Annotated in this window: 12 protein-coding genes; 5 read left to right on the top strand and 7 right to left on the bottom strand. The window is 37.1% G+C overall.

The genetic code is table 11. From position 1 onward, the window contains the following. Window positions 1-410: 410 nt before the first annotated feature. Together MKY13_RS01815 and MKY13_RS01810 are read right to left on the bottom strand one after the other, a co-directional pair. Window positions 411-1,211: an alpha/beta hydrolase gene (locus MKY13_RS01815; protein ID WP_339214951.1), complete on the bottom strand. Its 801-nt coding sequence runs from the start codon at window positions 1,209-1,211 to the stop codon at window positions 411-413. A 46-nt stretch (window positions 1,212-1,257) separates the two neighbouring features. Further along, window positions 1,258-1,572 carry a hypothetical protein gene (locus MKY13_RS01810; RefSeq protein WP_339214950.1) on the bottom strand — a complete coding sequence of 105 codons (315 nt, stop codon included), beginning with the start codon at window positions 1,570-1,572 and terminating at the stop codon, window positions 1,258-1,260. Window positions 1,573-1,739: 167 nt separating this feature from the next. Between MKY13_RS01810 and MKY13_RS01805 the strand changes: the two genes are divergently transcribed. Beyond that, a complete protein-coding gene (locus tag MKY13_RS01805) occupies window positions 1,740-2,093 on the top strand; it encodes a hypothetical protein (RefSeq protein ID WP_339214949.1) in 354 nt (117 codons plus the stop codon). Window positions 2,094-2,119: 26 nt separating this feature from the next. Here the strand turns inward: MKY13_RS01805 and MKY13_RS01800 are convergent, their stop codons facing one another. After that, window positions 2,120-2,551 carry an NUDIX hydrolase gene (locus MKY13_RS01800; RefSeq protein ID WP_339214948.1) on the bottom strand — a complete coding sequence of 144 codons (432 nt, stop codon included), beginning with the start codon at window positions 2,549-2,551 and terminating at the stop codon, window positions 2,120-2,122. A 286-nt stretch (window positions 2,552-2,837) separates the two neighbouring features. Here MKY13_RS01800 and helD point away from each other — a divergent pair, with 286 nt between their 5' ends. Together helD and MKY13_RS01790 are read left to right on the top strand one after the other, a co-directional pair. Further along, window positions 2,838-5,099, top strand: coding sequence for an RNA polymerase recycling motor HelD (helD, locus tag MKY13_RS01795; RefSeq protein WP_339214946.1), 2,262 nt, complete (start codon window positions 2,838-2,840; stop codon window positions 5,097-5,099). A gap of 245 nt (window positions 5,100-5,344) precedes the next feature. Continuing rightward, window positions 5,345-5,824 (top strand): hypothetical protein, encoded by a 480-nt coding sequence (locus tag MKY13_RS01790; RefSeq protein ID WP_191701212.1) that lies wholly within the window; start codon window positions 5,345-5,347, stop codon window positions 5,822-5,824. Window positions 5,825-6,092: 268 nt separating this feature from the next. Here MKY13_RS01790 and MKY13_RS01785 read toward each other — a convergent pair whose 3' ends face one another. Beyond that, window positions 6,093-6,965, bottom strand: coding sequence for a GNAT family N-acetyltransferase (locus MKY13_RS01785; RefSeq protein ID WP_339214943.1), 873 nt, complete (start codon window positions 6,963-6,965; stop codon window positions 6,093-6,095). 334 nt (window positions 6,966-7,299) lie between these two features. On the opposite strand from MKY13_RS01785, the gene MKY13_RS01780 reads away from it, so the two are divergent. After that, window positions 7,300-9,303, top strand: a complete 2,004-nt coding sequence (locus tag MKY13_RS01780) for an EAL domain-containing protein (RefSeq protein WP_339214941.1) — start codon at window positions 7,300-7,302, stop codon at window positions 9,301-9,303. Window positions 9,304-9,344: 41 nt separating this feature from the next. On the opposite strand, the gene MKY13_RS01775 is transcribed toward MKY13_RS01780, so the two are convergent. Both MKY13_RS01775 and MKY13_RS01770 read right to left on the bottom strand, forming a co-directional pair. After that, entirely contained in the window at window positions 9,345-9,833 is a 489-nt protein-coding gene (locus MKY13_RS01775) for a threonine/serine exporter family protein (RefSeq protein WP_191701215.1), read from the bottom strand. A gap of 50 nt (window positions 9,834-9,883) precedes the next feature. Continuing rightward, window positions 9,884-10,630: a threonine/serine exporter family protein gene (locus MKY13_RS01770; protein WP_191701216.1), complete on the bottom strand. Its 747-nt coding sequence runs from the start codon at window positions 10,628-10,630 to the stop codon at window positions 9,884-9,886. A 182-nt stretch (window positions 10,631-10,812) separates the two neighbouring features. On the opposite strand from MKY13_RS01770, the gene MKY13_RS01765 reads away from it, so the two are divergent. Next, a complete protein-coding gene (locus MKY13_RS01765) occupies window positions 10,813-12,213 on the top strand; it encodes a polysaccharide deacetylase family protein (protein ID WP_191701217.1) in 1,401 nt (466 codons plus the stop codon). Window positions 12,214-12,472: 259 nt separating this feature from the next. On the opposite strand, the gene MKY13_RS01760 is transcribed toward MKY13_RS01765, so the two are convergent. Next, window positions 12,473-13,231, bottom strand: coding sequence for a 5-oxoprolinase subunit PxpA (locus MKY13_RS01760; protein ID WP_339214939.1), 759 nt, complete (start codon window positions 13,229-13,231; stop codon window positions 12,473-12,475). Window positions 13,232-13,315 lie beyond the last annotated feature (84 nt).

Raw genomic sequence — 13,315 nt, 5'->3', positions numbered from 1 at the left:
GTGAATGTATAGGTCTCCTAAAATAAAGACAATTAGGAATAAAAGATATAAGCCCAAATATAATCTCGGTTTTTTAGAAAATATTATAAAGAAGATGCATGATAAATAAAATGTCAGGAAGATTATAGTAACCATCCATAATTGATATGCTTTGTTAATCGGTAATATAATCAATAATGCTTTAGCGGCATTAGAATTATCTTGCACATTGTATATCACATGATTTACTTCTTTATTTAAATATCCTTCTTCAATTGTTAACACCGAATTTTCTTCATCAAAGTAATACGTATAGCCAGTCAAATTAAAGTCTGTTTTTTGTATAAAGATTAATAATATTGCTATTAAAAATATATAAACAACTACCGGTAATAGTCTTTTATTAAATTTAGAAATAGCTATCCCTTCCTTTATAAATTGGACTGAATAAAAGAAATGAGCATGTCATTAAACTCCTCGAAGTTGTCATAATTTGCATTATGAGAAGCATTTGAGATAATTTTCATTGGATATCCCGTCTTTTCTGACCAGCTATTATTATATTTTCTAACATAGCCGGTATTGTCGTATTCACCATAAGTAATGAGAACAGGACATTTAAATTGAACTTCATCTTCTATCTTCAGAAACTCACCATAAACCGCACTCGCTGCTTTTAACATATCTTTTTTCCCTAAAATGCTTAATGTTTTGTACATATTCCCTCTTGCTTCTTTAGTTAGCGAACTTGCTTTTGTGCTTGCTTTACAGTAGTAGCTATAAGGGTACAGCTTTGCAATGGTCGAATAGTGTTTAATCCAAAACAGTTCTGACTTTTTATAATAAACTTTACCAAAAGGTGTTGTGCCTATTCCTATGAACCCTATTACTTTATCTGCATATTCCTGAACGAAGGATTGTGCAATAAAACCTCCTGCTGACTGCCCCACTAAAATTATTTTTTCTATATTCTCCTGATTGAGTATAGATAACAGTTCTTTATTTACATTTGCGTAGGTGAATTTATCGTAGGGTCTCGATTTTCCGTGCAAAGGGAAATCCCAAGTGATCAGTTTATATTCATCAGCCAAATACTCAACTTGTTTATCAAAAAGAGTGTGATCTGCTGTTAACCCATGGCAAAAGACAATAGCATATTTCTGGTGGGAAACTACCTCATTCGTCCAGTAATAGACGGTTCCCCTAGAGGATTGGATAGATTTCTCAATCATTAAATATCCCTCCTGATTGGAAACTTAGTGAATTCATTACAAAAGGCTACCCTTTTCCATCCCTTCCATCAATTTTTTCTACTTGCGAAGTCCAAATTCTATAAATATATTTACCGTTTTCTTCTACTTTATCTTTATGCACTATAAGCTGTAGATTTAAATGATCTGCCCATTGCGGAAGCAGTTCGGTTAAAAAATCAATTACTTTTTCATCGGGCGTTGCATAACCAACATTTTGTTCTCTAAATAAATAAAGCGAAATGTCCGTATACAAGGAGTGTGTCCATTCATACACTTCCATCTCAGAATCAAAAATCCTCTTATCTTCTGAATATTGCCCATTCACCCACTGAATTCCCATAAAATCATGCCTCCTTACTATTAAAAAAACTATACCCCTTCTTCGTTAAGAGTACTGTTTACATCTCCTAGGGTTGTAATGTTTTAGCTTCTATCAAAAAAGACGATTTAATTATATTTTTAAGGCATTTCAGGTAAAATTAAACTATTATTTTTTTGGAGGACATTATGAACACGAAGGATTTAAACGAAAATTTTTACTCGAAAAGAGCACTTGTTGGTACAGCCAACCATTGTATATGTGGTGATTGTGTTTTATACACGGAGCAAATTATGCTTAATGTTGAACTTATCGAATTTTTACATAGTAAAGGTCTTGATCCACGTAAAGCGGATGAAGTCTGGGCGTACCTTGAAAAAGATGAGTATAAGTATTACACCGTTGATTTTTTCCAAGTGTATGCAGATAAAGAAGAGTCACATACTTTCGGCAATGCAAAAGTTACAATTCAGGAAAATATTTATGCTGAAAAAGAAACACCTCGATACAGTTGTACAGTCGATGTCGTTTTTAAAATATAGCGGTGAATTCCTCTCTTCTTTTGCTCTTAAAAATCTATATAAAAAGGGTGATTACTTTCATCTAGGCAGCATTCGATTCTTTGTCGAAAATTTCCGTATTCCACCAGTTTTAAGGCCTCTTCAATTGGAAAAAAATCTACTTCTAAGCTTTCGGTAGAAGTCGTACATTGTCCTCCGATAGGCTTTGCTAGAAAGAGCGTGTTACAGATTGACCTTTTTACATTTTGAAAAATTCCGCAAAACTTTATTATTTCAACATCTATACCCGTTTCCTCTTTTGTCTCCCTAATAGCAGCTTCTTTTATCGATTCACCTTCTTCTACTTGACCTCCTGGCATCTCCCAACCTCTTAAAGGTCCTTTGATTAGCAGAATTTCGTTTTGATCATTAAGAACAATTGTTGCTGCTGAAACGATATGTTTCGGGGGTGTATAGATTTTCGTTGTACTTTGTTCCATTAAAAACCCTCCTTCTTTATTTCGATTATTAAATAAACCTCACTTCAAATAATACCATTATATGGTTTTTATTAGTTTGAAATATTTCGGTAACTCCTAAGTATTATTAGTGCCTTAAATATCATGACTTCCTATTCTCCCCGAGATTCCATACATCTCCTTGAATATACACGTCGTATTTTGATAAGATAATTATCTGACAATGTTACAGATTCTCAAAAAAAAGTAAAACCTAATCTTTACGCTGTGCAATGAAGTGTAATTGATTGACGATAGGGGGAACGACATGACGGTAAATGAAGAGTTCAAACAAGAACAGCAGCGGCTGCATGATACAGTTCATTATATGGACCAGATTTTGCATAGTTCGAAAAGAGATATCGAAACAGCACAGGAAAATATACGCTCTGCAATGACCAATGTGGAATACTTGGATTCGAGTGACAGCTTCTTAAATATTTTAATGAATACTCGCTTTTTCGAATTGGCCCGCAACCAAAAAGAAGGCTTGGAGGCGATTCGCCAAAGACCATATTTTGCGAGAATCCACTTCCAGCGTGAGCAGGAAAATGAGGAATTTCTTTATATCGGAAAAACTTCCCTCTTCCACAGCGAGACACATGAACCTATTATTGTCGACTGGCGTTCCCCTGTTGCAAATGTCTATTATGACGGACGGTTAGGTGAGATTACTTATGATGTTCGCGGTGAAGAACTTACGGGACATTTATTTGCAAAGCGACAATATAAAATTGAAAATGCAAAGCTCCTCGACTACCGGGACGTCGACTTAACAACGAATGACGAGTTGTTGCAAGAGGCACTAGAAGGTAAAGCAGATGTTCGCTTAACCGAAATCGTCTCCACCATACAAAAAGAACAAAACGAAATTATTCGAGCCCATCTACGTCAACCGATTCTCGTACAAGGAGCAGCAGGGTCAGGAAAAACAACAATTGCCCTGCACCGGATTTCATATTTCCTCTATACGATGGGTGACCATTTCAATCCCGAACAACTCATGATTTTAGCACCAAACCGTTTATTCATTGACTATATTGCAGACGTTCTCCCTGAGCTAGGTGTCGATAAAATATGTCAAACAACTTATGCTCAATATGTACTTGATGCCATTAATCTTAAGTTGAAGCTCCAAAATCCAAATGACCAGCTCGAACAGCTAATTGCCAATCCATCCTCCACACATGAAGGCTGGATGATTCCGAAAATGAAAGGCAGTCCCTTTTATGAGTTGATGATGAATCGCTATTTGCAGCATTACGAAGCCAAGTTAGCCGCTTTATTTGATGATGTATTTATTGAAAAATACCGGATAATGAAAGGCGACCATTTGCGAAAGCTGTTCTTAGTAGAATTTCATTATATGCCTGTTGAAAAACGGCTCGAGCGCATTAAAAAGGTTATTCAGACCGAAGTAAAACGGAAAACAACTGCTGTATTTACTACATTGAATACACGCTATGAAGACGCGATTGGCCGTGCACTCAATGGTATGCGAGATGCAGAAAAGCGCCGTCATACTGTAACAAAACTAATCGACGAACGTGATGATCGCATTCCGAAAATTAAACAGGAAGCAAAAACTGTCGCATCTTCTTATATGAGAAAATTCCAGAAGGCAAAAATCAAGCAACTATATCGAACATTCCTTACAAGCCGTGAATTATTATTTGAACTGGCTCCCGAATGGTCCATCGAAGAAACAGAGTTATTTTTAGAGGCACACCAAAAAGAGCAATGGGCACTTGAAGATTTAGCAGCCCTTTTATTTTTACATGCGAAAATTAAAGGGATTGAGGATAAATGGAAAATGCGGGTCGTCTTTATTGATGAAGTACAGGATTATAGCTACTTCCAGCTCGCTGCTTTAAGGGCGGGACTTGAAACGGATATGTTCACGATGGTTGGCGATTTAGCGCAGGGTATCCATAGCTATAGATCTCTTACAGAATGGCAGCCGGTCCTTGAGCTTTTCCCTCGCGCAACCTATGCTACCCTTCAAAAAAGCTACCGTACGACAATTGAAATTATGGAAGTTGCCAATGAAATTTTAATGCAGATGGATGAGGACTTACCGCTCGTTGAACCCGTTGTCCGTCATGGGAAAAAGCCTGAGTTTATCACAGCGGATACCTTTGATGACAACACCATTAAAGATGTGCTGGCAAAAATTCGTGAAAACCGTCATCAATCCATTGCACTCATATGCAAAACAACAGATGAAGCTGTTCAATTGGTTAAACTGCTTGAAAACTCGGATATCCCTGCACAGTTGCTTGACGAAAACTCGGCAATCGATCAGCAAAAGCTTCTAGTCATCCCAAGTCATTTAGCAAAGGGATTAGAGTTTGATGCAGTTATTCTCACGTCATTTGACACACCGTATTATGACAACCCGCTCGATCGGAAGCTTTTATATGTAGCGTTAACCCGTGCCATGCATGAACTTTATTTGATTGGTCCTTCGAAAGAGGCTTTTTTAATGAAGCCAATTAGTGCAAATATATCGGGAGAAAAGCGTATTTAACAACGGAAATAACAGCTTAATTAGTACAAGTTAACGCTTAGAAATCTGAGCGTTTTTTTGGCGAAATATTTTACTTTCCTTATTGAACTATAGTCCAAACTACTTCATACCTTATTCTTTAATTCTAATGATATCTCCTCTTCAAATAGGATTTTTGGAAAGGGTTGTAGAATTATATTCTTTATTGAAAGAAAAGCAAATCATCTTAGTTACTAGTTGTTCAGATAAATAATAGGGGTGATGAAATGGGTGTTATAGTTATTGCTTTAATTTTCTTATATGGTTTTATTTTGTTCAGAAATGGTATCGCTTTAAATAATGTAACGATTGAATTTACCATCTTATACGTAGCATGCTCATTGACCATCCTTTTATTTTGGAAAGCACGAAAAGGGATTTCTAAAAAGATTGGCATTGTTATTTGTGCCTTGTTGATTATACAAACAGGGCTTATTAGTTATTATGCATATGATAGACATTCGGATCGATTAATAAATGAACAGCATCGCTTGTTAGTCATTTTAGGGAGTTCCACTGACTATCAAAAATTAAACTTGAGTTATCACGATATTGAAAAAATAAATATAGTTGGAGATGCGAAGCAAGGTAATTTTCATCACCCATTGGATTATATAATTGAACTAAAAGTTAAAAATGAAAATAAAATTTATCAATTTCAATGTAAAGGACAAGGACCTTGGTGCGAGGAAATGGGATTAAACTAACTGCTCAGTTAGTTGGAGAACATAGCCTTACTATAGATTTCCCATCTCTTTCTAATATCTAATTAGCAAGTATTGTAACAACGGAATTAACGAAGGCACATAAATTTATGCGATGCTACTGATTCCTGTGCTAATTGCGTTTGTCTATATATAGCTCGTGAAGCAACAACGAAAACAAGGACACAATTCATATAGAAATGTGTCCCTGAACATTATTTTTTATATTGTTTTCTCCCTAATAACCGAAGCATCCAGTTTGCTCATCTTTTCATCCAATATAAATATAATAATCAACCTGTGACGACTTCATAAATCCGGCTTTTTCATATACGCGGAGTGCACCCATATTTTCAATCTCTACATCAAGTAAAATAGTTTTATCACCTGAACGGATTGCATAGTCCTTCACGAAGTTTAAAATTTGCGTACCAACGCCTTGGCGCTGTTTCTTCGGTGATACTGCAAACGCAGTAATCCATTGCACTTCCCCTTCTTTACGGGTTGTCACAGTTCCAACTACTTCCCCATCCATTTCGGCTGTCCACATTACTAAGCCTTCTGTCGTCGTATTAAACTCAATTAACTCCAATGATTCTTCACGCATATCGCCAAAAGCATCACTAAAAATTGAAATGAGCGCTTCCGTATCTTTTTGCATGAAAGGACGTAAAGTCACCGCCCCTTTATTCTCTATAACTTCCGCATGTGCCTCTAAAGTTGCCTCAGAAAAACTGTATAAATACCCATTTTGCTCTAAAAACTCTTTTCCGTATTTAGAACCTTCCATTACAAGAGCAAGCTCCCCTTCACTTTTTCGTACCGCCATTCCTTCTTTTAGCACATTTAAAATGGCGGTTCCAATTCCAAGCTGACGGTACATTGGGGCAACTAGCATCGACCATTCATACGTATTTAAGCCCATTAGATCCACAGCAGTTCCTGCCCCAACTAATAGATTTTTTTTATCATCATATACTAGTACATAAAACCCGCGTGTTTCATAACTTTTAGCAATTGTTAAATTCATTACCTGATTTAATAGGATGCCATCACAAACAGCGGCTGTTTTACATAAGTTTTGTACTTCTTCATATGTTTCTTGATCTAAAGGAAACGACACGGTAATTGCCGATAAATTCATTCTTTCTACTCCAATTCTATCTTCTATAATGTTTCTATTTTAGTAAAGCTCACGTAGTTACGCAACAATAGCGCGCAATTATCAATTTTAAACTGACTTACAAAATTATTCTCTTATTTTTCCTCTTATTTATACCATGATGATAAGAGTACGACATTCTATTGATGCCAAATATAAGAAATATGTATAATTTTAACTATCCTTCTTATAAAATTGAGGTATAATAATCCTATTAAACGCTTATATATAAATATAAAAGATTTTTTTTAATGACCAATGGATGTTGCCTCATTATAATTATAGTAATAATTTATTAAATAAGGAGATTTAAAGTATGATAAACGAGCAAACCCTTTCTACTAATATTGAACCAATACTAGTTACTCCCTTCCCTTCTTTTATACTTCTACCAAATGGAACAATTGTTAAAGGAAATTTTCATCATTTTGACTACTCAGAAGACGAGACTAAAGAACTAAAAGAAAACCCTGTTTACAACACTCTTTTTTCAGAAGTAAGTAACGAGATAGTGGAGTCCATCTTAACAAGTACTGTAGCTTTATGCTTACACCATATTCCAATATTGATGAAGGGTGAGGCTTCCAAAATATGTACAGTTTATACAAAACCTATCCTCTTCGAAAATAAGGAAGCTATTTTCATTTTATGTGTTCCTAATGAAGAAATGCGTTTAGTAGATGACGAAATGCAACATTTAATCGATTTAAAGAGTGGGATTCAGCAATCCTTTATGACTGTGACACTCGATCAAGATGGTTTTATCATACAAACCAACCAGCAGTTTTTAAAGGCAAGCCATTGGACACCAAAGCGGGTTCTCGGCAAAACGTTTTGGCAGCTATTCCCAAATAATGGCGATTCCGAAAAGGTCGCTTTGGAAATTTGGAAAACAGTACAAAGTGGGCAAATCTGGCAAGGTGATGTAGAAAAGGTGACAAAGGACGACGAACATTATTGGGTTCATTTAACCGCCATTCCCATGCTTGGACCTGCACCAGAGCTAAATCAATATTTCCTTATCGAACGAAACATTACAAAGGAAAAAGCGATTCAGTTCCAGCTCGAAAAAATCGCCTATATCGATACTGAAACAGGATTAATGAATGTGCACCGCCTTGCACAAGTAATCGATGAAATGATTCAGGAAGATCGTCACTTTTCATTTGTTTACTTAAGCATCGATAAATTCTATACCATTAAAGATCTGCATGATGATTGTGCAGAGAAATCACTTATCATGGAATTCACAAAGCGACTGAAAATGTATTTCCAAGATAGTACAATGGCCCGCATTAACGAAAACGATTTTGTTGTGATAACACCTCTGCCTGAATGGTTTACACAAGGCTTCCTGAGTTATTTGCAGCAAAACCCAATATACAATGGAAATGTTGCTGTTCCCCTTTCCGTAAGCGGTGGCATTACTCGCTACCCTGAAGATCAATTGACATTTACACATCTGATGAAGGCATCATTGGCTTCCATTACGTCTGTACGTAATGCTGGTGGTGACCGAATTGTTTCCTTGTCAAAATCTTCACATGTTACATTGAATCGTAACTCAATCATAGAAAAGCGGTTATTACTGGCATTGGATCAGAAAAATTTACATGTTCTTTACCAGCCACAGCTCGATGTAAAAACCGGGAAATTTACAGGAGTGGAAGCTTTAGTTCGCTGGGATGATGAGGAAATTGGTGTTGTCTCTCCTGATGAATTAATTCCAATAGCAGAGGAAACAGGCCTAATTAATAATATCGGTTCATTTATGCTCGAAAAGGCATGTGAGCAAGCCGTTCTTTGGAAAAAGGCTGGTCATAATATTAAAGTAAGTATTAACTCTTCTGTCCGTGAGTTCCGTGACAAAAACATGGCAAAATCAATTTTAGCTACTCTTGAACGTACAGGTTGCCCTGCTAATTTACTGCAAATCGAAATTACCGAGAAATTTGCATTGGAAGCAGAAGCTGAAACTAGCATCATTAAACAGATGCGCACGCTTGAGAACGAAGGAATTGTTTTTGCATTAGATGACTTTGGTACGGGCTACGGCTCATTCCGTTATATGCAGCTATTGCCGATTTCCATTTTGAAAATCGATCAAACTTTCATCCGCTCACTGAAGTTTGAAAAAACGCAGCAGCTTGTAAATGGCATGGTTCAGCTTGGCAAATCGATGAATTTAACAGTCGTTGCAGAAGGTGTAGAAACAGAAGAACAAAAAGATTTCCTAACAAATATTGGCTGCGATATTTTACAAGGATACTTTATTAGTAAACCAAGCTCTTCTAATGGCATTTCATCTTTACTTGTATAGCAATAATAAAGAAGCTCGTAAGGCTACTGTAAAACAGTGCATTACGAGCTTCTTTTTTTCGATTTCATAAAGGATTGCATTGAAGTCTTCCCCTGGCTCAATAGTCGGAAAATAATTTGCATAAATACTTCTGCGAAAACAAGTCCCATCGCGATGGCTCCTGAGATCATAAATGCCCGCATCCCATTTTGCAGACCCATAATATAATCGAGTTCCATAACGTTACGCATTGTATTGTAGGCTATTCCTCCAGGCACAAGCGGAATAATTCCTGAAACACTAAAAATAATCATGGGCATTCTAAATTTGCGCGCAAAGAAATACGCTACTAATGACACAACAAATGCCCCTAAAAACGAGGCTTGTACCTCATCGACTCCGATTTCAATCATGACGTAATAGATTGCCCAACCAACTGCACCGACAAAGCCACATGCTGGAATTGTTTTTGTAGGCGCATTAAAAATGACACCAAAGCACGCTGTTGCAACGAAACTAATAACGATTTGAATAAGAACACTATCCAACATCCAGCTTTCCTCCTATTCCAATATTGCAAAGTTTACTGACAGTCAAAGTTTTAGAAGGACAGAACAAGTGCAATTCCTGAGCCAATCGCAAACGCTGTTAAAAAAGCTTCGGCTCCCTTTGCCATCCCTGCTGTAAAATGCCCAGCCATCATATCTCGTACCGCATTTGTAATGAGCAAACCAGGAACAAGTGGCATAACTGAGCCAATAATAATTTTATCGATTTCTGTACCATATCCATAATAGACTGCAAAAGATGCCACAACACCAATAGCCACCGCAGCAAGAAATTCCGAGAAAAATTTTACGCGCGTCATATTATGAATGATGGTAACGATATATAAACCTAACCCTCCTGCAATAAAAGCAGCTGGAATGTCACTTACAGTCCCCTTAAACAGCAGTAAAAAGGCACCGCTCGCTATACTCGCAGCAAGGACCTGAATGGCTATTGGAAGGAAATAATTCGTTTTTTCTATTTTCTTCAATTCTTCATATGCTTGTTCAATTGATATAAGGTGGGATGTAAGCTTACGCGAAACATTATTGACAAGAGCAATTCGGTGTAAGTCCGTAATTCTTGTTGGAATCGATGTAATTCGAGTAGGTTGCGTTTTACCAAGAGAAAAAATAATTCCTGTTGGCGTTACGTAGCTTTGTGCATCCATCATGTTTTGAGAACGGGCCATACGTAGCATCGTGTCTTCCACTCGATACGTTTCCGCACCACTTTCAATCATGATACGGCCTGCAAGTAAAAAGCAGTCTATTGCCATTTCAGTATGTTCATTATCCATACGATGGACCTCCTTCCACTTCTTAGCTCATATTACTTGAAGCACCATTAAAATAACAGCCTTTTTTCATACAATATATGCTACTATGATAGTGTATTTTCTAAAATGATTAATAAATTTAATATATTTTTTATAGCTTTACTTAGATGTCTATTTTTAATAGAAAGGAACCGAAGTACATCATGTCAAACCCTTACAGAAAACGCCGCGGTCCTTGGATTGATTTAACCCTTATTAGCTCTATCATTATACTGGGAGCTATTACTGTCTATTTAACAGTTTTGAGTGATAACCCACTTTTCCCGAGTAGTGAGGAGACATCTGCAAAAGAGCACGATTCTACTACAAGCGTAGAGCCATCAACTTTTCCTGGTGTAAAGATTGTCACAGACATTTCGAATGATGATAAGATCCCTTTCGTAATTCAATATCCACTTACAGAATACAAAACGTTCAATCAAGCGGTCACTACGTATATCGAAGAATCGAAAGAATATTACATAAGCATGATGCGTCTACAGCAAAATGAAAAACAATTATCCGGCGAACTAAATATTAGCCTTGATACTTTTGAGTATGACCATTACTACTCCTTCGTATTAACAAATAAGACAATTTTAAATGCAGTAGAGCAACAGACAACAATCACAACATTTTTAATTGACAATGAAACCGGTGAATTATTCGATATTCGTACACTCCTGAATGAAGATCTAAAAAGTTTAGAAACCTTTGCTGCACATGTTCAATCTGAAATGGTAAAGAACACAACCTATAAAGATTATATTAAGGAAAAAGAGCTTGCTTCTGCGACTCAACCGAAATGGCGATTATTTAAGCGCTTTGCATTAAAGGGAGATTCCCTCATTATTTACTTTAATGAAGGAGAAGTGACAGAACTTGAAGCAGGAATGCCAACAGTGGAAATGTCTCTATCATTCATTAACCCACTTTTAGCCTCAGATTTCCAAATTGAGATGCAGGCAGAGGAAACAATTATTCCGAAAAATGATAAGAACCCTTCAAAAAAACGAATTGCCCTTACGTTTGATGATGGACCACACCCAGAAGTAACGAAACAGATTTTAGAACTCTTAGAAAAATATGATGCAAAGGCAACTTTCTTCATGCTTGGCAGCCGTGTTCAATATTATCCTGGATTGGTACGTAAAGTGCGTCAAGCTGGTCATGAAATTGGTAACCATTCGTGGACACACGGTGTTTTAACGAAAATGTCTCCATCGGAAATTCAAAAAGAGTATGAATCTACAGAACAGGCCATTAAAAGTGCGATTAGTGAAAACTCAACTGTATTCCGTCCGCCATATGGAGCGGTTAATGATGAAGTACGTAAGCTTATCCCATGTAAAACGGTTAACTGGACAATTGATACCCTCGATTGGAAACACCGTGACTCAGAAAAACTTCTGCCAATGCTAAAAGATGGATTACATAACAATGCGATTGTATTAATGCATGATATCCACCAATCAACTGCAGACGGATTGGAGCCAGTACTCGCTTATTTACAAGATGAGGGCTACGAGTTTTTAACTGTTACTGAAATTTTGAAGTATCACTAGAATATGACGAAAGGGCCTGGGACAAAACGAAAACTATCTATTTTTTAAAAGAAAAAATAGATAGTTTTCTGCTTCTACCAGAATTAATTTCCGTTACGGGGACGCTTTCCGGGGGCACGGCCTGAGCCTGTAGTCTCAGGCGTCGTGCTGTTCCCCCAGGAGTCGCCCCTTCACTTCAATCAATTCATATAATATCAATTTCTTAATAAGAGTATTTCCCTTTTACAAAGAAATTTCTACTTATGTCCCAGCCTCTTTTTTATTGAAATGCCTTTACTACAATACCTTGCTGCTCCAATTTCGTACGGGTCAGCTGGGCAAATTGTACGGCATGCTCCCCGTCCCCATGCACACAAATACTATGTGCTTGAAGTGGGAATTTCGTATTCTGAACGGAAGTGACTGTTCCTTCCTTTATCATCTCTATTATTTGGGCGACAGCCCTTTTTTCGTCTGTAATAAGAGCATTCGATTCGTTGCGCTTTGTAAGCGTGCCATCTTGCTGATACGTCCGATCCGCAAATACTTCGTGCACAGTTTTCAGGCCAATTTTTTCTCCTGCATTCGTTAATTCACTTGAGGCTAATCCATATAAAATTAACTTAGGCGAAATATCATATACCGCTTGTGCAATGGCTTTTGCTATATCTTCTTGTACCGCCGCCATATTATAAAGCGCTCCATGAGGTTTAACATGTTGCATTTTTACGTTTGTAGTTGTTAAAAATCCTTGCAGTGCACCGATTTGGTATACAACGATGTCATACGCCTCTTGAGGAGAAATCTTCATCTCCCTGCGCCCGAAGCCGTTTAAATCAGGTAGTCCCGGATGTGCACCGATTTGCACATTGTTTTTTACCGCCAGCTCCACCGTTTCGCGCATGACAGTTGGATCTCCTGCGTGAAATCCGCATGCGATATTGGCTGACGTTATATAACGTAGTATTTCCTCTTGTTCTCCCAACTTATATCTTCCAAAGCTCTCGCCTAAATCACAATTTATATCAATCGTATACATAGCCTCTCCCCCAACAACTATCAGAATGTTATGCTATTATCATGCCATACATAATCATTCATTCCAATAATGAGGTGAAAATAC

This window comes from Solibacillus sp. FSL W8-0372, from assembly GCF_037969735.1.
In the GTDB taxonomy this organism is placed as follows: Bacteria; Bacillota; Bacilli; order Bacillales_A; family Planococcaceae; genus Solibacillus; species Solibacillus faecavium.
Note: the sequence above shows the minus strand (reverse complement) of the source record. Positions and strands in the feature narration are given on the sequence as shown.

Excerpts from the sequence above, each read along its gene's own strand:
- MKY13_RS01815 (WP_339214951.1), bottom strand. The coding sequence starts at position 1,211 with ATGATTGAGAAATCTATCCAATCCTCTAGGGGAACCGTCTATTACTGG.
- MKY13_RS01810 (WP_339214950.1), bottom strand. The coding sequence starts at position 1,572 with ATGGGAATTCAGTGGGTGAATGGGCAATATTCAGAAGATAAGAGGATT.
- MKY13_RS01805 (WP_339214949.1), top strand. The coding sequence starts at position 1,740 with ATGAACACGAAGGATTTAAACGAAAATTTTTACTCGAAAAGAGCACTT.
- MKY13_RS01800 (WP_339214948.1), bottom strand. The coding sequence starts at position 2,551 with ATGGAACAAAGTACAACGAAAATCTATACACCCCCGAAACATATCGTT.
- helD (WP_339214946.1), top strand. The coding sequence starts at position 2,838 with ATGACGGTAAATGAAGAGTTCAAACAAGAACAGCAGCGGCTGCATGAT.
- MKY13_RS01790 (WP_191701212.1), top strand. The coding sequence starts at position 5,345 with ATGGGTGTTATAGTTATTGCTTTAATTTTCTTATATGGTTTTATTTTG.
- MKY13_RS01785 (WP_339214943.1), bottom strand. The coding sequence starts at position 6,965 with ATGAATTTATCGGCAATTACCGTGTCGTTTCCTTTAGATCAAGAAACA.
- MKY13_RS01780 (WP_339214941.1), top strand. The coding sequence starts at position 7,300 with ATGATAAACGAGCAAACCCTTTCTACTAATATTGAACCAATACTAGTT.
- MKY13_RS01775 (WP_191701215.1), bottom strand. The coding sequence starts at position 9,833 with ATGTTGGATAGTGTTCTTATTCAAATCGTTATTAGTTTCGTTGCAACA.
- MKY13_RS01770 (WP_191701216.1), bottom strand. The coding sequence starts at position 10,630 with ATGGATAATGAACATACTGAAATGGCAATAGACTGCTTTTTACTTGCA.
- MKY13_RS01765 (WP_191701217.1), top strand. The coding sequence starts at position 10,813 with ATGTCAAACCCTTACAGAAAACGCCGCGGTCCTTGGATTGATTTAACC.
- MKY13_RS01760 (WP_339214939.1), bottom strand. The coding sequence starts at position 13,231 with ATGTATACGATTGATATAAATTGTGATTTAGGCGAGAGCTTTGGAAGA.